We start from the raw sequence: 21,422 nt of genomic DNA on the forward strand, positions 1-21,422 counted from the left end.
TTCAGTCCGTGAAGCGACAGCTTCGCGGACTTTTTTTGATGTGCCGGTTATGCTGATTCAATGAATAGGCGTGCATTTTTTGAGGCTCCTTCCATCCGAAAGAAAGGACAATACCAATTACTTGATCTATTCCTCGAGTCATGCATGAGCTGTGTTACGCGACCAGTCCTTTTCCGACGAAAGGCTTCGTTTACCAGGGGGTGATCGTCAGTAACAACGATCTTCATATCGATGCCTATAAACCGGCAGACAAGCCGATGTATTACGATGGCAATAACCATGACAGCATCGAAGACAAATCATTACATATATATTATAATACAATTATATAAATATACGTTTTGAAAACTCGTGATCCTTTTGGAGGAGAAAACGGATGGATACCTTGGATACGATGGCCGAGACCTTTAAATTGTTAGGAGATAAATCAAGACTTACCATCCTTGGACTGCTGAAAGAACGGGAATTATGCGTTTGTAACATCGTGGATATGCTCCAAATGTCGCAGCCAAGCATAAGCCAGCATTTACGCAAAATGAAGGCAGGCGGTTTAGTCAGCGAAATCCGCAGAGGGAAGTGGACTTATTACTCTTTGACGATTGAAGATAAGCCTTACGTCAAAGAAGTTTTGAAGCATCTCCCTTCTCAAGCGGCAAGAATCGATTGGCTGGACCGGCAAACAACGGCTACGGCTTGTGATTAATCCCGGGTTGGTATGAACGTCTGGAGCTACCGATGCTCCGGACGTTTATTCTTATGGAAATCGCAAATTACATAAACATATTATTATTTACTTATATAATGATAAGTGTATAATTAGATTGTAGTAAGGGTTTCTTAAAGGAGAGATACTTGAAATGAGTCAAGGCGCAACAAAAAGATTGTCCTTTCTCGACCGGTACTTGACGTTCTGGATATTCGGCGCGATGGGTGCGGGATTGATCCTCGGAACCTTGATTCCTAGTTTTGCGGACGTGTTGTCGCGGATGCAAGTGGGAACCACCTCGATTCCGATTGCGGTCGGTCTGATCGTCATGATGTATCCGCCGCTCGCCAAAGTCAAATACGAGAAGCTGGGACGGGTATTCAAAGATTGGAAGGTATTGCTGCTCTCGTTGGTGCAAAACTGGATTATCGGCCCGATCTTAATGTTCTTCCTGGCGATCCTGTTTCTGAGCGATTTGCCGGAATACATGATTGGGCTCATTATGATCGGCTTGGCCCGCTGCATCGCCATGGTTCTGGTCTGGAGCGATTTGGCTAAGGGAGATCCGGAATACACCGCGGGGCTGGTGGCCTTTAACTCCATCTTTCAAATTCTGTTTTATTCCGTGTTCAGTTATGTGTTTATCACGGTTTTGCCCGGCTGGTTTGGTGTCCAAGGCGCGGAAGTGAATATTTCCATGGGGCAAATTGCCGAAAGCGTCCTGATTTATTTGGGCATTCCGTTTCTGGCCGGATTATTGACGCGCGTGATCGGGATCCGGTTAAAAGGCTCGGAGTGGTATGAACAAGTGTTGCTTCCCAAAATCGGCCCGCTCGCCTTGATCGCTTTATTATTCACGATTATTCTTATGTTCTCATTAAAAGCCGACCTGATCGTAACGCTGCCTCTGGATGTCGTACGCATTGCGATTCCGATGATCATTTATTTTGTGGTGATGTTCGTAGTGTCCTTTTTCTTTTCCAAAAAATCAGGGACATCTTATCCCGTTGCTACGTCGTTGTCATTTACGGCAGCCAGCAACAATTTCGAGCTTGCCATAGCGGTGGCGATCGGCGTGTTTGGCCTTGATTCGGGCGTAGCCTTCGCGGCCGTGATCGGGCCGCTGGTGGAAGTCCCCGTGTTGATCGCATTAGTGAATGTGGCTTTACGCTTCAAACGCAAGTATTTTGATGCCGAACTAACTCAGACCCTAAAGGAGAAATGAATCATGGCTAAGAAAACAATCTATTTCTTGTGCACAGGGAACTCTTGCCGCAGTCAAATGGCTGAAGGATGGGCCAAAACATATTTGGGCGATCCATGGAACGTATACAGCGCCGGCATTGAAGCGCATGGACTCAACCCTAATGCGGTCAAAGCGATGCAGGAGGTTGGCATCGACATCTCCGCACAAACGTCGGATATCATAGATATGGAATTGCTTAACCATGCCGATATGGTCGTCACTTTGTGCGGCGACGCTGCCGATCGCTGCCCCATGACTCCACCGCACGTAAAACGCGAGCATTGGGGATTTGACGACCCGGCAAAAGCGCATGGCACGGATGAAGAGAAATGGGCCGTATTCCAAAGAGTACGCGATGAAATTGGCGCTCGTATCAAGCAATTTGCCGAAACGGGCGAGTAAAGAACAAAAATAGCCGAGAGGAATCTCGGCTTTCTTGACAGCATGAAGACAGCATGAACTCATCTTCATGCTGTCTTTTTATGCTGTCCGATTTAATTACGTCATGCCCTTTAAGAAGCCTGCTCGAATTGGCTGTTGTACAGCTCGGCGTAGAAGCCGTTTTTGGCAAGCAGCTCGCTGTGGCTTCCGCTCTCCAGGATGTCGCCGTCCTTCAGCACCAGAATGACATCGGCATTCTTTTGCTTGTCCGTCAGAATCGTCTGGGTCTCAATCTTCGACAGCTCCAGCACGTTCGTGGCCAGCGAGGCGAGCCGGGCGGATTCTTCAATAACGATATCGAGGTACTCGTCCCGTTCTTCTTTGGAGAAATCATCATATTTCAGCATTTCGGCAAAACCTCTGATCGAGACAATGGGTGTTTTGAACTCGTGTGAGAAATTGTTCACGAAGTCGGTGCGCAAAATTTCGATGCCGCCGAGCTCCTCGGCCATCCGGTTAAAGTTCTCGGACAAAATCCGGTATTCGGGAGGACTCTTCAAGTGCAGTCGCGTGGAAAAGTCGCCGGCCGCCAGCCGCCTGATCGCGTCGATGAACTCTCGGACGGACTTGACCATTCGGCGGCTGACAAAACCGGATATCGTGGTTCCGATAAGAATGCAGGAGATCAGAATAATAATGGACAGGGCGGTTCCGCCTTGGGTGATATTCTCATTTAATAATCCCAGAAAATTCGCCAGAAAGAACAGGATGCCGGTAATCACGACGGGAATCAGGAAAATAATGAAGACAATAAGTGAAAATACGAACGACAGGGTAATTTTTTCTTTAACCCATTTCCCCAATCTGTTCATGGATGCCGCACCGCCTTATAGCCGAGACCGCGGACGGACACAAGCTCGAACTCGGGATACCCTTCGAATCGCTTCCGCAGGCGATTAATATGCACGTTGACCGTAGTATCCGTGCTTTCGCTTTGCATCCCTCAGATTTCGTCCATCAGCTGGATACGGGTAAAGATGCGGTCCGGGTAAGACAGCAGCTTGTACAGCAGGTAAAATTCTTTTTGCGGAAGAGTCTGCTTCTCCTCGCCGCGCGAAACCGTCAAAGCATCGTAATCCAGTACTACCTGGCCAACAACCAGCTTGCGGGCGCTGGCGATCTGGGAACGGCGGAGCAGGGCCTGAATCCGGAGCAGCATCTCTTCGGTATCAATCGGCTTGGTCATATAATCGTCGGTCCCAAGCCGGAAACCCTTCTTCTTATCCTCGGGCAGATGCTTGGCGGTAACCATCAGAATGGGAATCTGGATGCCGGCATCCCGGAGTTCCTTGGCGAACTCGTACCCGTCCATGTTCGGCATCATAATATCAAGGAGGATAAGATCGATATGCTGCTCTTCGAACACGCCCATGGCCAGAACTCCGTCTTCGGCGGTAGACACCAGGTAACCTTCGCGTTTCAGTACGGCTTCAAGCAGTCTTCTGGCATGGCGGTCATCTTCCACAACTAGAATATGGATCAGATGAAGAATTTGGTCATTGGTCTTGCACCAATACTTTGAATGCAGGGTAGTTGTGGATGGCGATTCCGCCAAACCCGGAATGGTCCGCATAATACTGGATGACCGTACTCAATTGCTGATTCATATAATCTTTGCCTTTGTTATAGTAGGTAATTTCATAAGGAATGGTGTAACCGTTGGGAGGGTTGGTTTCTGCGCCGACGTAAATTTTCTTGCCTAAACTCGCCGCGTAATCGGCTTCCGCCAGCGATGCGCGAATCTGCCGTTCGCCCGTGTCGCGATACGCCATGATGGATACGGTGTCCACGATGTCCAACACAAAATAACTAAGCGGTTTTCGCTCCCCGCCGGTTTCAACGATAACCGCATTTTCCCCCGTGGCATACCAGCACGGAATGGCTGCATTAAACTCCAGATGATCGCCGCTGGCGGCAATCTCATTCGCTATTCTCTTCAGAACCTGGATATATTGATAGCTGACAGAGCCCCTTTGGCTTACATATTCGGGCAACGTGTGCGGTTCAATGTCATATTGGATCCCGTCAAATTTACTGGCAGGGCGGGCTGCATTAAAAGCAAGTACTTCGCGAAGCTCCGTAAGCGCTTCGCGATGATGGCCTTCCAGAGCCCAGTTGGCCCTTCCGGCAAGAGCAAACACGCGTATCCCGTCTTCATGCGCTCTACGGATCAATTCCTCATAAGTTGTGGGTTGATCCGGCAATGTCTTCCTTGTTCCGATGAACAACAAGTTAACGTCCTGCTCATTCAAAAACTGCAGCAACTGCGTTATCTTGTTCGAATCGGAAGCGGCTTCGTAAAAATCCCAAACCCATAGTGCTTTCGCGAGCCCGTTCTCCGCATGGGCCGGGGAGGGGACGATGTTCATGAACATCAAACAAACCGCCAGTCCTAAAGTGGTTAACCTCTTCTTCACTCGTTTCTCTACTCCCATCTTTTAAAATTCCTTAAGAAGCCAAGCACACTCAAGAACGAGATTATCATAAAAAGGGAACCCGCCGAATGATCTGTTTGAACTAATATGCAGAAATTCAAATCAGGATTTACTAATCTCACCGGTGTTAACCGCTCCGGATGCTTTGCACGATTATCCCGTTTGATCAGATGGCAGAGAAACAGACAATCTCGGGAGAAGAAAATATGTTGTGGCGAAGCAGATAGGTTCGAGATCATTAGACGGGCATAGGAGAAGAAAGCACGTTTAAAAGAAGGAAACAGGTTTAGGAGAAAGTGAAGCAGGCCGGACGGGAGCTGAAGGGCAGGACGCGGGGAACGAAAAGATCGTGAATTGCTGCATCCTGAACCCTCCCGTATGCGGCACCGCTCGCACCGTTCATGCTAACCCACACCCCTCAAGTTGAACCAGTTGATCCGAATCAAGCTAATAATCCTCACCGTTCAAGCGCCTCGATCAGGCGGCAGCCGCAAGCGGCTGATTCGGTTGGCGCGCGATCAATTGGCGATAGGTAATCGCCGGAATTGCCACACACATGCGCAGCAACGTCTGCCGCATCGTTTCTTCCGCTCCGGGCAGGCGCAGCCGGCGGCGTACGGTGTATTCGTTCAGGTATGCCTGCAGATGCTTCAGTCCCAAGGCTACATACGTACTCTTCAGCGATTCCCACGCCTCTCTCACCACTTTTCGCAGGGGCAAATACAGCCGAAAGGCTAGAGGGAACGACTGCACCACTGATGTACGGACATCCACATACCCGTTGATGAACGCGGCGAGTTCGTGACGACTTACCCTTTTTCCGTCTCCCCTCTTATGCGGCAACAGGTGGATTTTAACTTGCTCCGGCTCGCCCGACTCCTCTACCGTGCAGCCGGCTACGAGCGCCGAGGCATACGGATGGAGTAACTGACACCGGGATGGATCCTGCCCATACAGATCGCTGTTCACCTTCACATCTCCGCAGAGCAGCTCCCGGGCATCAAACTCCCCGACGGCATGGCGTATTTTGTGCAGCATTAACCAGGCGGTCTTGTAGGTAACCCGGATCACCTGGCTCAGCCGCATCGCCGAGATGCCATCGGGAAGCAAGAACAACTCTAGCGCCCGGAACCACTTCAACAGGGGCAGATGCGTCCGTTCAAAAATCGTACCGGCCAAAGCCGACGTTTGATGCCCGCACCTTGCGCACTCGAACAAGGGGATGCGCCGGGAGGTGAGGCGGCTGCACCGGGTGTGAGCGCAGCGCGGGCAGACAAAGCCGTTAGGCCACTTCATCGCGATCAGCGCCTCCAAGCAGGCCTGCTCGCTGTGATAACGACTGCTGAAGGGTTGAAGATCCGTACCCGCATTGACTTCCATGTCCGCTCACCCCGAATCAAGAATCCACGTACGTATGTTCGTTTTATTTCATTATACCAAACATACGTTCTCTTGACAAGTCGAAAATCCCACCTGAATCGCCTCGTTTTTTTTATGACTCACCCTCACCTATCAACTCCCTAACTCTTGTCACTGAATGAAAGGGATAATCGTGCAAAGGAGCATGCAGGGACATCAAGACACGAACCCTAAGGACAACTACCTCATCCTCGCCAAGCGATCTTGCCAGCGGAGAGGGGATTTCTTATCTTTTTAGCCGCATACCCGAAAAAGAAGACACCGATACGAAATCTGGAGCATTACTCCGGGAACGGAACGCAAGTACAATAAGAGCAAGAGATGAAAATGCTTACAATCTCAGACTAGAACAGCTTGGAGGTCAGAGGGGATGGAGATGCAACCGTCAACACAGCCCACAGCCATGCTACAAACAGAAACGCCGCCACCGGGAAGGCGGAAATGGCTGAAGAAACTTTACTCGCAAAGACATATTCAAATTATGGCTTTGCTCGGCATTGCGTGGATGATTATTTTCAACTATATTCCAATGTACGGCGTCATCATCGCGTTCAAAGACTATGACATTATCCGGACGATAGCCGAAGCCCCATGGGCGGGACTTACGCACTTCAAGGAATTTTTGGCGGATGAAAATTTCGGCTACGTCATGAAGAATACGCTCGGCATCAGTTTGCTCAAGCTGCTAACCTTTCCGCTGCCGATCATCTTTGCACTCTTCCTGAACGAAGTGCGGTCGCTGCGGTATAAGAAAGCGATCCAAACGATTTCATACTTGCCTCACTTCCTTTCCTGGGTAGTGCTTGGCGGCATTCTTGCTACCTGGTTGGCGGATGTGGGCATCATCAACGATATTTTTATGGCTTTGCATATTATCGACCAGCCGATTTCCTTTCTAGCCGAGCCGAAATATTTCTGGACCATCGTCATCGCTTCGGATGTTTGGAAGGAGCTGGGCTGGTCCGCGATCATTTATTTGGCGGCCATTACCAGCATTTCGCCCGAAATGTATGAAGCGGCGACCATTGACGGCGCCGGACGATTCCAGCAAATGTGGTATGTCACGCTTCCGGCTATCAAGGCCACGATCAGCATTTTGTTCATCCTGGCCGTCAGCGGCGTGCTGAACTCCAACTTTGACCAGATCCTGGTATTGCGCAACTCGCTGAATGACAGCGCAAGTAACGTTATCGATTACTACGTCTACTATACGGGGATTTCCTCGGGCCGTTACTCGTATTCTGCGGCGATCGGATTGTTCAAGTCCGTGATTGCGCTCATTCTGCTGCTGATTGCGAACCAAGTATCCAAAAAACTCAACGACACTTCGTTGTTTTAGGCCAAGGAGGAACTGCACATGTTTTCATTAAGCCGCAGAACGAAAGGCGAAGTCGTCTTCGATTGGGTTAATAATCTGGGCATGGTTCTGATCTGCTTCGTCACGCTGTACCCGATCTGGTACGTACTGATCAATGCCTTCAACGACGGGAAGGACGCGATGCTTGGCGGCATTTACTGGTGGCCGCGGATGTTCAGCCTTGAGAACTTTAAGGCGGTATTCGACAATCCCGGCATTATGACCGCGATGGGGCTTACCGTCGCCAAAACCGTTATTGGCGTAGTAGCGCACGTCTTCTTCACCGCGATGGTCGCCTATGCTTTTTCCCGCAGAGACCTGATTGCCGGAAGGTTCTACATTTTCATGGGAACCATCACGATGATTTTCTCAGGGGGGCTCATTCCGACTTTCCTGCTCATCCGTGATTTGCATATGCTCGATAAATTCATTGTTTATATTATTCCGGTACTGTTCAGCTTTTTTGATCTTATCATCTTTATGACCTTCTTCCGGGAAATCCCCGATGGACTGGAGGAGGCGGCCCGGATTGATGGCGCCAACGACTGGACGGTCTTTCTGAGGGTCGTGCTTCCGGTATCCATGCCTGTTATCGCAACCATCGCTTTGTTCCACGGGGTATATCAATGGAATGATTATTTTACGGGGATTATTTACGTCAATAACGAGAACCTGCAGCCGGTCCAGACCTTTCTATACCGGGTTGTGGCTCAGTCCAGTTCCAATATCATGACCACAGCCGTGCAGGGCAGCGCAGTGACCAAAACGGTGACCTCGCAATCGATCAAGCTGGCGACGATGGTCGTCACCACACTTCCGATCGTGTTTGCGTATCCGTTCCTGCAGCGCTATTTCGTCAAAGGGATGATGATCGGCTCCATCAAGGGCTGAGCGGGCAGCGCGAAGCCGGCATTACTTGATTGCAGTAACTCCTCCAAGCCGCTTTACGGCGGCTTTGGAGTTGCACATAAAAGGATTCATACAAATTCGGAAAAGGGGTAAAAAGCATGGGCATGAAAAGCAAGACCAAAAAAATGTGGATGCTTCTGATGGCAGTCATCATGGTTCTGTCCCTGGCTGCTTGCGGCGGCAACGGAAATGGCAACGCCAATAAAGAAAGCGCTAACAACACCGCGGCCAACACGACTACGGAGGAAGCTACCGAGCCGGCAGCGACTCCATCGGCGGACGAACCGGGATGGAAATCCGACACGTCTCCAATCACGTTTGACTGGTATCTGAACTTTGCTTGGTTCCCTAATAAATGGGGCGTAGACCCGACTTCCCAATATGTAACCAAGAAGACGGGCGTTGATATCAACTTCATCGTACCTGCCGGTAACGAGAACGAGAAGCTGAACACGCTGATCGCTTCCGGCAAACTGCCGGATTTCATTACGCTCGGCTGGTGGGAAGACGGCGTGAAGAAAATGATCGAAGGAGACCTGGTTCTGCCGCTGAACAAACTGGCGGAAGAATACGACCCGTACTTCTTCAAAGTATCCGACCCGGACAAAATGGGATGGTATACGCAACCTGACGGCAATGTGTACGGCTATCCGAACTCTTCTTCGTCTCCGAAAGACTATGAAAAATACGGCGATACTTATGTATCCAACCAAACGTTCGTTGTACGCAAGGATATTTATGAAGCGATCGGTAGCCCTGACATGCGCACGCCGGAAGGCTTCCTGGCCGCTCTGAAGGCTGCCAAAGAGAAATTCCCCGAAATCGACGGCCAGCCGCTGATTCCGCTCGGTCTGCATGAATTCACGGCAACCGGCAACGATTCCCTGGAAGGTTACATTCAAAACTTCCTGGCCATCCCGAGAGAAAAAGACGGCAAGCTGTACAACCGCGAAACGGATCCGGAATATGTAGCCTGGTTGAAGACGCTGCGCCAAGCGAACCAAGACGGCTTGCTGGCGAAGGATATCTTTATCGATAAGCGCGCTCAAATGGAAGAAAAAATCGCGCAAGGACGTTACTTCGCAATGCTGTATCAACGCACCGACTTTGCAGCACAACTTGGAACACTGTACCAGCAAGATCCGAACAAAATCTACATCGCGGTTGACGGTCCGGCCAACTCCAAACTGGATGCGCCTAATCTGAACGGTCCTTCCATCTCCGGCTGGACGGTAACCCTGATCTCCAAGGACGTCAAGGACAAGGCGCGCGCGATTAAATTCTTGAGCTACCTGAATAGTGAAGAAGGACAAAAAGACCTGTACCTTGGTGAAGAAGGTGTGAGCTATGATACAATTGACGGTAAGGATCAATTCCTGCCTGAAGCATTCGATCTCATGAATAAAGACCGCTCCGCTTTTGACAAACAATATGGTTCTTCCTTCACCTTCTGGATGATGCAAAATACCAACATCAGCCAGCAGTGGGCGCCGGAATCGGTTGAACCTTACAAGCAATTGGAAGACTGGACTCGCGGAAAAACAGTCAGTGTCTCCGAATTTGACCTGATTGATCCGCTAGCTAACTCCGATGAAGGCATCATTCTTAGCAAAATCAAAGATTTGCGCGGTAAAACGCTGCCTAAGCTGCTGATGGCTCCATCCGAAGCCGAATTCGATAAGGTTTGGGCGGATTACATCAAGAAGCAAGAAGATCTGGGGCTCGCCAAAGTGCAAGCATTCCAACAAACTAAATATGAAGAGAACAAGAAAAAACTAGGCATGTAATCATTGCTTTGCCCAAAACGCCCGCTGACCGCGGGCTTTTGGGTTTATAAAAAGGAGTCATTGTTTTATGAATAGTGGGAAGCGCTGGACAGCGTTAAGGGATTCGTTTATGTATTGGTTCGGGCGCCGTTCGTTGCAAAGCCGCCTGATCGCTTCCTATATTTTTATCATTTTGGGACCCAGTTTGATGGTGTCCTTTTATTCATATGAAGCGATTAATAACATGTATGTGCGCGATGCCGAGGACAAGAATGTCTCATTGCTTGAAATGGAACAGCAGCATATCCATACCCAGATTGAATCGATGGTTCGGGCGGTGCAAGTCGCCTATGACGATATTGATGTGAGGGATTACCTGGCCAATACCGCCGAGCCCGGCCCCGAGGAACTGGTGGAGTTCAGCAACAACAGTTTCAAAAATCTGACGCGTATTCAATATTACAACCCGAATGTGGAGCACCTTCGCCTGTTCTCCAGCAGCAATGTCACGGAAATCTGGCCGATCTTCTTCCGCGAAAGCCGTGTGGCCAATGAGGCGTGGTATAAAAAGGCGGAGCGGATGAAGGGCATGGAGTCCTGGTCTTTCCTGTACAATGACCCGGACGTGATCGAACGGTTTAAGGGGCAAACCCCTGCGCCAACCCCCAAGGTGTCCCTGCTGCGCGAAATGAGTATCCCGGCCGACCATCACGTCGGCATGGTTCAGGTGGATATGCTTCTGGATAAATTCAGCCCGAGAACCTACTCGGCCGGCCAGGACAGCGAATCGCAAATGCTGCTTGTGGACAGCGAAGCACAGATTTTTACCCGTCAGGAGAACTCGTTTTTTAGGGCAAACCCGGATTTGGGAAAGGTGATCCGGGAGCGCCTTCAGCGCTACAAAGAAACGGGAGACTGGGGTATTCATTACACGGAGAACGGAAAATCATTTCTGCTGCTGCACAAGCCGATTGAGCGGATCAACGCGGATCTGCTGAATATCGTGTCCATGGACGGTGTGCTTAAGGAAATTTCACATACTCGCAATCTTCTGATTGGAGCCAATATCGGATTTATTACGCTGGTCGCGGTTATTGCCTATATACTCAATGCATTCATCCTGAAAAATCTCCGCTTGCTGACGGAAGAGATGAAGAAGGTGCGGCGGGGAGAGGCTTACAGTGGGATTGCGATCCGCGGCGGAGGCGAGGTCGGAGAGCTGGCGCATCACTTCTCCAAACTGATGAACACGATCAATACGCTGGTAGCTCAGGCCGTATACAAAGAAGCACTCAAGAAAGAAGCGGAATTGCGTACGCTTCACAATCAAATCGATGCCCACTTTTTGTATAATACACTGGAAAATATCAAAATGCTGGCCGAAATCGAGAATCAAAGACAGATTTCCGATGCGCTGACTTCCCTCGGGGGAATGATGAGATACAACTTCAAATGGTCCGGGGAATATGTGAAGCTGCGCGATGAAATTCGGCATATCGAAAATTACGTAGAGGTCATGAATATCCGTTTTGATGAGCCTATTGAGCTACGGCTTGATATTCTCGGCGATGATCTCGATATGGAGATGCTCAAGATGTCGCTTCAGCCGGTTGTCGAGAACGCGGTCAAGCATGCCTGGATCGGGGAGGAGGAGGGGCCGAGGAATATCTCGATTCAAGTTGACGAATTGCGGCAGAATGATGTGCGGATTATGGTGACGGACAATGGGAGAGGGATTGACGAAGAATCTCTGCTCGCACTGAACCAAGGACTGGAGAAGGTGGGCCTGACAAATAAGGTTCCTAGCGGTTTCGGACCGGAGTCGAACCCATACGGCATTGGCCTTCGCAATGTTCAAGAGCGCATTCGGCTTTACTATGGAAAGGAATACGGCCTGAAAGTATTCAGCGAGCAAGGACGGTTTACCCGGGTTGTCATGATATTGCCGAAGGTGCTATTAACAGGGAGAGGTGGCTCGGATGACAAAACTATTGATCGTCGATGATGAGAAGAATATCCGTTTCGGTCTGAAGACCATGATTCAACGCGAATTCCCGGGCCAGTATGAATTGTTCACGGCAGCTCAAGGAGCCGAGGCGCTCGATTTGTACCGGTCAGCAGGCGCGGAAATCATCCTTACGGATATCCGTATGCCCGTGATGGACGGCATTTCCTTGATTGAGAAGATCTCGGAGGAACCGCCTCCGACCTTGCAGAGCGGGCGGCCGCTGATCATTATTTTAAGCGGATACGAGGACTTTCAATATGCCAAGGCTGCGATCCGGTACCAGGCCGTCGACTATCTGCTTAAACCGATCCGCAGGGATGAGCTGTTTGCCGCGCTGCGCAAATGCCTGGACAATTTGGCGAAGCGCTCTCAAATGGCCGAGCAGTTGGCCGTGACGGAGAGCTACCGGCAGCAAGTCCAATCGGTGCGTCTGCAGGAGCTCCTGATGCAGCAGGATTTGACGGAGGATGAGGCCAGGGGATGGAGCGCCGAAATAGGTTTCGACCAATATGTACGGCCCTTTTCCGTCGCTGTACTGACTTACAAATACGAGGACGGCACCCGCATGAAGAAGGAGGACTTGAAGTCGCTCGCTCAGCATATGTTCGAAAGCGTGGACGGCGTACTTAGCGCTTCCTTGCTGGACCGGGAGGGGCGAGTGATTCTTGTCGGGGGGCCGCAACGAAAGTTTGCGGAAATGTCGCTCTTGGCGGCGGAACGAGAGCTTGACGGGATGTTGATCGGCGTCAGTGAAGAGGGAAGCCGGCTGGAGGATCTGGTGGAAGGCTACCGCCAGGCCAGCGAAGCGCTGAAGTATACCTTTATTTATCCGAAGACCCGGCTGATCTGGTATAAAGAAATGCCTTTGAAGCTGCTGTCTTGCCCCGTACCGAAGGAAGGAATCCGCAAGCTCGGCAATATCTTGGGCACGAATCGGGTGAAGGAGATTGGGCCGCTGCTGCAAGAAATTTTCCGGATTGAACATTTGCCCGAGATCGATATCGCGTATCTGGAGGCGGTCAGCCGGCATATGAATGAACAGGTGCTGGATGAAGTATTCCGGGTTTACGGAGAAGCCTCCGTGGAAGTGCTTAAGCTTTTCCGCAAAGTAGGGGATATGTCGAACTTTCGCCATTTTCACGATTATTTCAGATCGCTGGAACAGTTGCTGTCGGATCTGGATGAGTATATCAAAGAAATCCGGTCCGCTCACAGTGAACACGGAGATATGAAAGAAGCGGTGGCGTATATCGAGAAACAGTACCATCGTCCGCTTAATATGGCAATGGTGAGCAACCATGTATCGCTCAATTATTCCTATTTCAGCGAGGCGTTCAAGGCTTATACCGGCGAAAGCTTTGTAACCTACCTGAAAAAAGTGAGAATCCGCAAGGCGAAGGAGCTGATCGTAAAGGGCTCGCTCAAATTGTCGGAAATCAGCGCCGCGGTCGGATTTGAGAATACCCGCCATTTTTCTCGGGTATTCAAAGAGCTCGAAGGCGTGTCTCCACTGGAGTATCGAGACAAACAGGCTGCAAAACAAAGATCATAATATAGAATCCGGTTAAAGAGTCTACCGCTCGGCGGCAGACTCTTGTTTGTTTTCATAGGCTTCCTTCGGTAAACGTCATTTTTTCGTCTTGACTTCCAGTTTCGTGCCAGGATTTTGGTGCAAAATTCTCACCAACTGCTCCTGCATGTACGAGGGGGAATGGGCAAAACCGCTTTCGATCCAGTGAAAGATCAGTCCGAGCAGCGCATGGAGCGAATAGATGACCAGAAGCTCTTGGTCGACGTCGTTGACCTCGAAGATCAGATCATCCATGATGATCCGTTTGAGCGAGACGAAGATGTTCTCGCGAAGTACGGGAAGCACTTCGCTTTTTGTGAGCACGGTATAGAAATCGGCGTTCCGGGCAATATGATCGAAGATCATGACCGAATGGGCATGGAGTTCAAGCGGGTAGAACACGTTGACTTTCTCATATGGAGCTCTGAAACATTGAAGCAGATCCTGGATCTTATCGGCGATCATATCGTCAAGGAGATCCTCTTTCGTGCCGTAATTGGCATAGAACGTGCCCCGGTTATATTTGGCTTGTTTGACGATATCCGTGATCGTGATGGCGTTAAACGGTTTCTGTGCCATCAGCTTCAGCAAAGCGTCGCGCAGCGCCGATTTGCTGCGCAGGATTCTCGGATCCGTTTTTGACTCGGTCTGGTGCATAACGTTTCCTCTTTCGTGAAGTAGTAGACAGAATCGTCCAGATTTGTCGGTTAGTCAACATTTCATTGTTTTTTGCTGATTGCGGGCGTCTATTGTGACTTTTATACTTGAAATACAGATGTTGATTAACCAACATACGTACATTTTATCATATAAACGGAGGTTTGAGCGCATGAAGTTGAACGGAAAAGTAGCGGTTGTGACCGGTGCAGCGTCGGGAATGGGGAAAGCGATTGCAGAGTTGTTCGCGGCGGAGGGAGCCAAGGTTATCGTTTCGGACTTAAACCTGGAGCAAGCCCGGCAAGTTGCTGCCGGCATTGAAGCCAAAGGCGGAGAAGCGGTCGCTCTCGGAACCAACGTGGCGGCGGAGGAAGACGTTCAGCGGCTCATCGACGATACGGTGAACCGTTTCGGAACGGTAGACATTTTGGTCAACAACGCTGGCATCATGGACAATTTCGTCCCGGCCGGCGACCTTACGGATGCGTTATGGGAAAAAGTGTTCGCCGTGAACACGACGGGTCCCATGCGGACGATCCGCAAGGTGCTGCCGATCTTTACGGAGAAAAAAGCGGGGGTCATCGTGAACATCGCTTCGGCCGGCGGTTTGTTCGGTTCCCGTGCCGGAGCTGCGTATACCGCCTCCAAACATGCGGTGGTCGGCCTCACGAAAAACGTCGGTTTCCAATACGCCACGCTTGGCATCCGCTGCAATGCCATCGCGCCGGGGGCGGTGGAAACGAACATCGGCACTACCCTCACGGCGGTGAATCCGTTCGGAATGGAACGCGCGCAAGTCGGGATGGGAATCAATCCGGGTTTGGGCAAGCCCGAAGATATCGCGAAGGTGGCCTTGTTTCTGGCCTCCGATGATTCGAGCTTCGTCAACGGCACTACGGTTACGGCGGACGCCGGCTGGACGGCTTACTAATCAAAAGGGCTTGCGCGATCCGTCGAACGGTAAGGACGTTATCGCTATTGCGTACACCATTGCTGCATAAAAACGGTCCAGGGACCGTATCCTAATGCTTATACATCCCGTAAAGCAAAGGAGTGTGCGACCGTCCATGGCCAAGGATTCGAAGCACCCGGAGGAAAAACCGGCGCAAACCCCGAAATCGAAGCATGCCGTCAAGCGGGCCAAGGATACGGAGTTTGCCGATGAACTCACGAAAAGCGATATCCAATCGGCTTTTAAAAATCCGGTGACCGGCGAGGAGCGTTTGTATTAATCCGAACGGGTGCCGAACTCAATTAGGAAAGACAGGTCTCGGATGCAGAGGCCTGTTTTTTTGCTATAAGAAAGAATAAGTAACGGAGCTTCAGCTTCCCAAGGTCGCAAGAAAAACCTGCTACTAAACGCGTCGGCTTTGGCCTTGACAATTTCTTCCGAAATGCATACATTTGTATACATGTTGCGGGAATTCCCCGCCGAAGCGCCCGGCAAGGCTGAACATGACCACGACCGTGAAGGGGAGAATGAGAGTGATGACCATGCTTGAAGCGATGACCACCCGAAGAAACATCAAAGCGTTTAAGCCTGACCCGATCAGTGAGCAGGTTTTGTTGGCCTGGCTCGAAGCCGCCAGTTACGCGCCGAATCACCGCTGCAACGAACCTTGGGAGATTCGGCGGATCGGTCCGGTAACGAGAGCGAAGCTGAAGCACAAAACGGACTTCGGCGGCGCTCCCGTCGTGATCGCGCTGTTGTCCAAACCCGGCGCTACGCCGGTGGAACGCGACGAGAACGTGATGGCCGCGGCTTGCTTCGCGCAAAATTTCCTGCTCGCCGCCCATGAAGCGGGCGTAGGCACGTTCTGGTCGTCGCTCGGCGGTTTGCCCCATAACCGGGAGATTCTCGGCGTTCCCGAAAACTACGATGTAATCGGGGTGTTCGGGATCGGTTATCCGGCGGAGGTTCCTCCGGTCAAACCCAGAACACCGATCTCTGCCAAAATCACCGATTTGCCTTAGGCGGTTTCACCGCGCTAAGCAGAAATTTTCCCCGTCTTCGGCAGACGGGGATTTTTTCGGTTATAATGAAGCCATAATCATAGCGATCATAGTTAGAGGTGCTTGTCCATTGGCAGAAGAAATATTATCCAAAGAACTGATTCTCGATACGGCCGAAGCCGTGCTGCGCAAGTTCGGCCCGGCCAAAACGAATATGTCCGATATCGCCCGGGCGCTTGGCGTGACGCACGCCGCGTTGTACCGGCTGTATGACAATAAGGCCGCGTTGAAGGAGGCCGTCGTCGAACGTTGGTTGGAGCGCTCACTTCCTCCGTTGCAGGCGGTAGTCGAGGAAGCGGCGCCCGCCGGCGAAAGGCTGTATCGCTGGCTCGATACGCTCCGCAAATTTAAACGGAACCGCGCCAGCCAGGATCCGGAGTTGTTCGAAATGTACTCGGCGCTCGTCAAGGAAGCGCCCGGAGCGATCCAAGTACACCGCGATCATTTGCTGGACCAATTAGCAGCCATGATCGAAGACGGCATGAAGGAAGGGATGATCGCGGTACAGGATGCGAGGACGGCCGCGGTAGCCGTGTTTATCGCCACGACATCCTTTCACCATGTCGCCCATGCCGCGGAATGGGAACTGTCCGATTGGGACAACAGGTTCGAAACCGTCTGGCACTTGATTTCCGTTGGATTGTTTACCGCGCCTCCGACCGTTGAACCGGTCTAAGATGCTTGCAATACAACGTAATGAAACTCCTTTTGGCTCGACCGAAGGAGTTATTTTTTTATCTTCAAGTTACAAAATAATTATTTTGTATATTGAAATATGTAAATTAATGTGATGGGATAAACACATTAAAGCGAGGAGGCGATACGCATGTACGTTATCATGGGAGCGACGGGTCAAGTAGGGGGATCGATTTCGAGCGTGAAGGTACTGAGCTTATTTCCGGGAATATTACGTTGAAAGATACGTTAAGTAAATGGGTGTGAGGCAATAGAGGAGGATATCAACGGGAGGAAGCGACCCCTGTGGTTCGCATCTCCCGTTTTGCTATTGAAAAGCCGCCGCAGCAGGATAACCTAAGAAAGCCCCGCCAACTTGGCCGCGGATTGCGGAGTTGGCGAGGCTTTCTTGGGTTACGCGCTATTGATAAACAAAAAGAAGCGTGCTATATTGAAATAGCATGCGTTTGTGTAGTTCGCGTGAATTTATAATTACCCTAATTTTATTCTACACCACTTATTTGATTCAGTCAACCCCCATTTTCGAAAAGGAGCGCTGAGCATGGACAACGAGCTTCGTCAGGAACAGGAGCGATTGGACCGCGTTATGGAGATCCTCGCCGAGCAAATCGGCAAGCTGGAGGAGGATGCCTCGCGTCAGAGGAAAGAAGTCGTCGATATCCGCAAGCATTTTTGGGAAGACGTTACGGTTAACCAGGATAACTTCGACGATTTTCTCGAGACCATTATCAGTTTGCGGCAGCAGGCGGAAGTGCTGTCATTGAGTCAAAGCAGCCACCGGCAGAGCTCTAAGCGCTTGTCTTCATTGCGCCGTATGCAGGAGACGCCTTATTTCGGGCGAATCGATTTCGCCGAGGACGGGGAGCCGGAGACGGAGCGGATATACATCGGCGTCTCCTCCCTCATGGATCCTAGCGGAGAGAGGTTTCTGATCTACGATTGGCGGGCCCCGGTTTCAAGCATATATTACGATTGCACGCCGGGACCGGCCGAATACGCTACGCCTGGTGGGACGATTCAGGGGCTATTGGAGCGAAAATGGCAGTACTTTATACGCGAAGGCAAGATCGAATCGATGTTCGATACGGCGCTTACGATCGGAGACGAGGTATTGCAGCAGGTCTTGGGCCAATCCGCGAGCAAGCAAATGCGCAGTATCGTAGCAACCATCCAGCAGGAGCAAAACCGGATTATCCGGCATGACCGCAGCCGGCTGCTTCTCGTTCATGGCGCTGCGGGCAGCGGTAAAACTTCGGCGGCTTTGCAGCGCATCGCCTACTTGCTGTACAAATACCGGGATAGGCTGAAGGCGGACCAAATTATTTTTTTTTCCCCTAACGCGATGTTTAAGAGCTATGTCTCCAATGTGCTGCCCGAGCTGGGCGAGGAAAATATGCAGCAGGTGACTTTTCAGGAGTATCTGAACCACCGGCTGAGCAGCGCCTTTGAGGTGGAGGATGCTTACGAGCAGCTGGAATATGCGCTGACGGCAGCGGATGACGCGGACTATCTGGCGCGGGTGACGGGCATTCGGTTTAAGGCCTCGACGGCTTTTTTCGATACGTTAATGGCTTACCGGCTGTCGCTGGAAAGCGGCGGCATGCTGTTCAAGAGCTTGCAGTTTCGGGGGGACACGCTTGTCTCCGCAGAGGAGATGGCGGCACGGTTCTATGACGGAGGCGATTCGCTTCGTTTCCAGGGCAGGCTCGACCGGCTTACGGAGTGGCTGAACGAGCGAATAAACGAGGCTGAGCGTCGGGAGCGAAGCAAGCCCTGGGTTCAGGATGAAATCGAACTGCTCAGCAATGAGGAATATGAACAAGCCTATGCCCGTTTGCGGAAAAAACATGGTCTCACGGAGGAGTCGGAAGATGATCTCGAGGGAGATCTCATCGAGGCGGAGCTGGCCCGGATGATCGTACGCCGAAGGCTGAAGCCTTTGCGGGAGCGGATCAGGACGCTGCATTACGTCGATTATGCCGGCATCTACAAACAACTATTCGCCGATCCGCTGCACATTCGCGAATGGCTGAACGGAGAAGTCCTTGAGGCGTGGGCCGATATCTGCCGCTTGACGGTAACGATGCTGGATGAAGGCAAGCTGTTCTATGAGGATGCGACGCCGTTCCTGCTGCTGAACGAGTTCATCCAGGGCTTCCAAACGAACGTCTCGATCCGGCATGTGCTCATCGATGAAGCCCAGGACTACTCGCCGTTTCAATTCGAGTTCATCAAACGATTATTCCCTGCGGCGAAGCTGACGGTTCTCGGCGACTTCAACCAGGCGATTTTTGCCCAGGCCGGCGAGGCGGTCGACTTCGGCATGCTTACCGGACTGTACGGACCGGAGCAAACAGAGACGATTACCTTGAACCGCAGCTATCGATCCACTAGACCCATCGTTGAATTTACGCGAAGCATCGTCCCCGGCGGCACAAAGATCGAGCCTTTCAATCGGGACGGTGAGAAGCCAATGCTCACGGTGCTGCCCGATCATGGGGAGCTTCATGGCCGCATTACGGATCAAGTTGCGAAGCTGCGGCATAACGGGTATTCCACGATCGCGATCATATGCCAATCGGCGGCGGAAAGCGCCGCCGCTTACGAGGCTTTGGGCGGGAACGAAGACATCAAGCTTGTAACCCGAGGCTCACTCGAATACAAGCAAGGCGTCGTGGTCATCCCGGCTTATTTGGCCAAAGGCATCGAGTTCGACGCGGTCCTCGTTTATGATGCTTCGGCACGGGTTTATGGAGAGGAAAGCTTGCGGCGGTTGTTTTACACGGCTTGCACCCGGGCCATGCATCATTTGGAGCTGTATAGCGTCGGGACGGCCAGCCCGTTTCTGGAAAAAGCTTTATCGGAGCGTCTCATCCTGGAGTGCTAACAGGCGCACTGGACAAAGAGCAGAGCCCCTTTGCTTCTTCATGAAGCCGAAGGGGCTTTTTTTGGTTTCGGCGTTTGTTCGGGCCGATAGGGAAGGAGAGGGCAAGAGGCATATGACGGTTGACAAATGCAGGGAAAAGGAATATAAAGTAAGTAGTAAGTAGTAAGTGATAAGTAGTAAGTGCTGAATGGCAAGTAGCAAGCGTCGAATAACGGGTGGCCCAACTTTCATCGAGATTCACGCGCTCCCTCTTCCCCTGGAAGGTCAGGTCACTCCATTTTTTGCAGATGGGGGATATTAACGATGGCAGAGCTTACCTTGGCGCAAACTTTCTCAATGATCGCGTTAAATGCGCAGCGAAGCAACCATATGACGGCGGTGAAAAAGGTGGCCCTCCGCGCGATGGCCGCGGCGGTGATTTTGGAGGTCTACCTGGACGGCGGGTTTACCGCCAGAAATGGGACGGAGGAACTCGCGATCGGCCAGGATACGCAGGATTCGGGCGGATTAACGGCTTACCGGGGACTGATTCTAAAGCCGTTACGTTCGAGGGCTCATGGGCGCCACGCTCAACTGCAGTGGTGGCTGAAGCGGGCATCCTCGCTGTCCAAGCGGAGATTGGTCCGATTGGAACGCGCCATAGCGAGGTCGCTTATGGACTTGGGCATGTTGGAGGAGATACCCAATTTGCTCGGGTGCGATATGTTTTATGAATCGGCTGGGGTTTCGATCAAGGAGTATCGGTGCGACATGCACGAATACACGAGGATCACGGAAGAAATCCGCGCGGAAATCCTCGAGGACGGTCCGGTAAACGACGAAACGATTTGTTTATTGTGGCTGCTGCGGGAAAGCGGCTGTTTGCCCGATTTTTTCTCGCGGCATGAATTGGATAAGGTGGCGGCAAGAATGAACGATCTGGATCAGGCGAACCGGTTGGCCCATAAGATGTTCTTGATTCGGATTCGCCGGGGATGGGGAATTGCGGTGAAGCATTTCTTGCATCTGAAAACCGCGTTCGTGCGCACCACGGTCGGTACCGGCATACTCTTCCTATTTCCGTTGCTGGAGCGGTCGCAGGCGGTTTTTATCGAGACGGAGGCCTGGTTCTCCAACTCACGGAAACGGCTGGATGCAGTCCAACAGCGGCTCGAGTCGCAAGGCCACGCATTTACGGTATTGAAAGACGGAGAGATCCCCGCGATCAAAATTGATAATCTGGTTTACGAAGCGGTCCCACATTTCGTCGGTATGCGCGTGCCGATCCAAGGGGTGCGGTTGCTTCCAAAACGCCCGATCTAAAGGAGTCCTG

At 51.4% G+C, this 21,422-nt stretch carries 18 protein-coding genes and 2 pseudogenes; 15 read left to right on the top strand and 5 right to left on the bottom strand.

Annotated elements, in window-relative coordinates; genetic code table 11:
* Positions 1–75: 75 nt before the first annotated feature.
* The 4 genes and pseudogenes from ACQ4N8_RS05680 to arsC all read left to right on the top strand — a co-directional run.
* A pseudogene (locus ACQ4N8_RS05680) lies at positions 76–290 on the top strand (family 43 glycosylhydrolase); the annotation flags it as partial.
* An 86-nt stretch (positions 291–376) separates the two neighbouring features.
* On the top strand, positions 377–703 hold the full coding sequence (locus ACQ4N8_RS05685; protein WP_430703367.1) for an ArsR/SmtB family transcription factor: 327 nt from the start codon (positions 377–379) through the stop codon (positions 701–703).
* Between the two features lie 154 nt (positions 704–857).
* Positions 858–1,931, top strand: a complete 1,074-nt coding sequence (gene arsB, locus ACQ4N8_RS05690; RefSeq protein WP_430703368.1) for an ACR3 family arsenite efflux transporter — start codon at positions 858–860, stop codon at positions 1,929–1,931.
* A gap of 3 nt (positions 1,932–1,934) precedes the next feature.
* Positions 1,935–2,354, top strand: a complete 420-nt coding sequence (gene arsC, locus ACQ4N8_RS05695) for an arsenate reductase (thioredoxin) (protein ID WP_430703369.1) — start codon at positions 1,935–1,937, stop codon at positions 2,352–2,354.
* Positions 2,355–2,464: 110 nt separating this feature from the next.
* On the opposite strand, the gene ACQ4N8_RS05700 is transcribed toward arsC, so the two are convergent.
* The 4 genes and pseudogenes from ACQ4N8_RS05700 to ACQ4N8_RS05715 all read right to left on the bottom strand — a co-directional run bounded on the left by ACQ4N8_RS05700 (position 2,465) and on the right by ACQ4N8_RS05715 (position 6,208).
* Positions 2,465–3,205 (bottom strand): histidine kinase dimerization/phospho-acceptor domain-containing protein, encoded by a 741-nt coding sequence (locus ACQ4N8_RS05700; protein WP_430703370.1) that lies wholly within the window; start codon positions 3,203–3,205, stop codon positions 2,465–2,467.
* Positions 3,202–3,876, bottom strand: a pseudogene (locus ACQ4N8_RS05705) (response regulator transcription factor). Before ACQ4N8_RS05705 ends, ACQ4N8_RS05700 begins: the two are co-directional and overlap by 4 nt.
* Before the next feature lie 13 nt (positions 3,877–3,889).
* Positions 3,890–4,810, bottom strand: coding sequence for a hypothetical protein (locus ACQ4N8_RS05710; protein WP_430703371.1), 921 nt, complete (start codon positions 4,808–4,810; stop codon positions 3,890–3,892).
* 495 nt (positions 4,811–5,305) lie between these two features.
* Complete coding sequence (locus tag ACQ4N8_RS05715) at positions 5,306–6,208, bottom strand: transposase (protein WP_430703372.1); 903 nt, start codon at positions 6,206–6,208, stop codon at positions 5,306–5,308.
* Between the two features lie 409 nt (positions 6,209–6,617).
* On the opposite strand from ACQ4N8_RS05715, the gene ACQ4N8_RS05720 reads away from it, so the two are divergent.
* The 5 genes from ACQ4N8_RS05720 to ACQ4N8_RS05740 all read left to right on the top strand — a co-directional run bounded on the left by ACQ4N8_RS05720 (position 6,618) and on the right by ACQ4N8_RS05740 (position 13,839).
* Complete coding sequence (locus ACQ4N8_RS05720) at positions 6,618–7,586, top strand: ABC transporter permease (protein WP_430703373.1); 969 nt, start codon at positions 6,618–6,620, stop codon at positions 7,584–7,586.
* An 18-nt stretch (positions 7,587–7,604) separates the two neighbouring features.
* Positions 7,605–8,495, top strand: coding sequence for a carbohydrate ABC transporter permease (locus ACQ4N8_RS05725; RefSeq protein WP_430703374.1), 891 nt, complete (start codon positions 7,605–7,607; stop codon positions 8,493–8,495).
* Between the two features lie 116 nt (positions 8,496–8,611).
* Positions 8,612–10,300, top strand: a complete 1,689-nt coding sequence (locus ACQ4N8_RS05730) for an extracellular solute-binding protein (protein WP_430703375.1) — start codon at positions 8,612–8,614, stop codon at positions 10,298–10,300.
* A gap of 67 nt (positions 10,301–10,367) precedes the next feature.
* Complete coding sequence (locus tag ACQ4N8_RS05735; RefSeq protein ID WP_430703376.1) at positions 10,368–12,284, top strand: cache domain-containing sensor histidine kinase; 1,917 nt, start codon at positions 10,368–10,370, stop codon at positions 12,282–12,284.
* Positions 12,259–13,839, top strand: a complete 1,581-nt coding sequence (locus ACQ4N8_RS05740; RefSeq protein WP_430703377.1) for a response regulator — start codon at positions 12,259–12,261, stop codon at positions 13,837–13,839. The genes ACQ4N8_RS05735 and ACQ4N8_RS05740 overlap by 26 nt, the downstream gene beginning before the upstream one ends.
* Positions 13,840–13,914: 75 nt before the next feature.
* Here the strand turns inward: ACQ4N8_RS05740 and ACQ4N8_RS05745 are convergent, their stop codons facing one another.
* Complete coding sequence (locus ACQ4N8_RS05745) at positions 13,915–14,514, bottom strand: TetR/AcrR family transcriptional regulator (RefSeq protein ID WP_430703378.1); 600 nt, start codon at positions 14,512–14,514, stop codon at positions 13,915–13,917.
* Positions 14,515–14,686: 172 nt separating this feature from the next.
* Here ACQ4N8_RS05745 and ACQ4N8_RS05750 point away from each other — a divergent pair, with 172 nt between their 5' ends.
* The 6 genes from ACQ4N8_RS05750 to ACQ4N8_RS05775 all read left to right on the top strand — a co-directional run bounded on the left by ACQ4N8_RS05750 (position 14,687) and on the right by ACQ4N8_RS05775 (position 21,412).
* Positions 14,687–15,445 carry an SDR family oxidoreductase gene (locus ACQ4N8_RS05750; protein WP_430703379.1) on the top strand — a complete coding sequence of 253 codons (759 nt, stop codon included), beginning with the start codon at positions 14,687–14,689 and terminating at the stop codon, positions 15,443–15,445.
* Positions 15,446–15,581: 136 nt separating this feature from the next.
* A complete protein-coding gene (locus ACQ4N8_RS05755) occupies positions 15,582–15,746 on the top strand; it encodes a hypothetical protein (protein WP_430703380.1) in 165 nt (54 codons plus the stop codon).
* 256 nt (positions 15,747–16,002) lie between these two features.
* Positions 16,003–16,488, top strand: a complete 486-nt coding sequence (locus tag ACQ4N8_RS05760) for a nitroreductase family protein (protein ID WP_430703381.1) — start codon at positions 16,003–16,005, stop codon at positions 16,486–16,488.
* Positions 16,489–16,597: 109 nt separating this feature from the next.
* Positions 16,598–17,203, top strand: a complete 606-nt coding sequence (locus ACQ4N8_RS05765; protein WP_430703382.1) for a TetR family transcriptional regulator — start codon at positions 16,598–16,600, stop codon at positions 17,201–17,203.
* A gap of 561 nt (positions 17,204–17,764) precedes the next feature.
* On the top strand, positions 17,765–20,110 hold the full coding sequence (helD, locus tag ACQ4N8_RS05770; protein WP_430703383.1) for an RNA polymerase recycling motor HelD: 2,346 nt from the start codon (positions 17,765–17,767) through the stop codon (positions 20,108–20,110).
* A gap of 303 nt (positions 20,111–20,413) precedes the next feature.
* A complete protein-coding gene (locus tag ACQ4N8_RS05775) occupies positions 20,414–21,412 on the top strand; it encodes a GPP34 family phosphoprotein (RefSeq protein ID WP_430703384.1) in 999 nt (332 codons plus the stop codon).
* Positions 21,413–21,422: the final 10 nt, after the last annotated feature.

The organism is Paenibacillus macerans, from assembly GCF_050565405.1.
GTDB classification, from domain to species: Bacteria; Bacillota; Bacilli; order Paenibacillales; family Paenibacillaceae; genus Fontibacillus; species Fontibacillus macerans_B.

Excerpts from the sequence above, each read along its gene's own strand:
- ACQ4N8_RS05685 (WP_430703367.1), top strand. The coding sequence starts at position 377 with ATGGATACCTTGGATACGATGGCCGAGACCTTTAAATTGTTAGGAGAT.
- arsB (WP_430703368.1), top strand. The coding sequence starts at position 858 with ATGAGTCAAGGCGCAACAAAAAGATTGTCCTTTCTCGACCGGTACTTG.
- arsC (WP_430703369.1), top strand. The coding sequence starts at position 1,935 with ATGGCTAAGAAAACAATCTATTTCTTGTGCACAGGGAACTCTTGCCGC.
- ACQ4N8_RS05700 (WP_430703370.1), bottom strand. The coding sequence starts at position 3,205 with ATGAACAGATTGGGGAAATGGGTTAAAGAAAAAATTACCCTGTCGTTC.
- ACQ4N8_RS05715 (WP_430703372.1), bottom strand. The coding sequence starts at position 6,208 with ATGGAAGTCAATGCGGGTACGGATCTTCAACCCTTCAGCAGTCGTTAT.
- ACQ4N8_RS05720 (WP_430703373.1), top strand. The coding sequence starts at position 6,618 with ATGGAGATGCAACCGTCAACACAGCCCACAGCCATGCTACAAACAGAA.
- ACQ4N8_RS05725 (WP_430703374.1), top strand. The coding sequence starts at position 7,605 with ATGTTTTCATTAAGCCGCAGAACGAAAGGCGAAGTCGTCTTCGATTGG.
- ACQ4N8_RS05730 (WP_430703375.1), top strand. The coding sequence starts at position 8,612 with ATGGGCATGAAAAGCAAGACCAAAAAAATGTGGATGCTTCTGATGGCA.
- ACQ4N8_RS05735 (WP_430703376.1), top strand. The coding sequence starts at position 10,368 with ATGAATAGTGGGAAGCGCTGGACAGCGTTAAGGGATTCGTTTATGTAT.
- ACQ4N8_RS05740 (WP_430703377.1), top strand. The coding sequence starts at position 12,259 with ATGACAAAACTATTGATCGTCGATGATGAGAAGAATATCCGTTTCGGT.
- ACQ4N8_RS05745 (WP_430703378.1), bottom strand. The coding sequence starts at position 14,514 with ATGCACCAGACCGAGTCAAAAACGGATCCGAGAATCCTGCGCAGCAAA.
- ACQ4N8_RS05750 (WP_430703379.1), top strand. The coding sequence starts at position 14,687 with ATGAAGTTGAACGGAAAAGTAGCGGTTGTGACCGGTGCAGCGTCGGGA.
- ACQ4N8_RS05755 (WP_430703380.1), top strand. The coding sequence starts at position 15,582 with ATGGCCAAGGATTCGAAGCACCCGGAGGAAAAACCGGCGCAAACCCCG.
- ACQ4N8_RS05760 (WP_430703381.1), top strand. The coding sequence starts at position 16,003 with ATGACCATGCTTGAAGCGATGACCACCCGAAGAAACATCAAAGCGTTT.
- helD (WP_430703383.1), top strand. The coding sequence starts at position 17,765 with ATGGACAACGAGCTTCGTCAGGAACAGGAGCGATTGGACCGCGTTATG.
- ACQ4N8_RS05775 (WP_430703384.1), top strand. The coding sequence starts at position 20,414 with ATGGCAGAGCTTACCTTGGCGCAAACTTTCTCAATGATCGCGTTAAAT.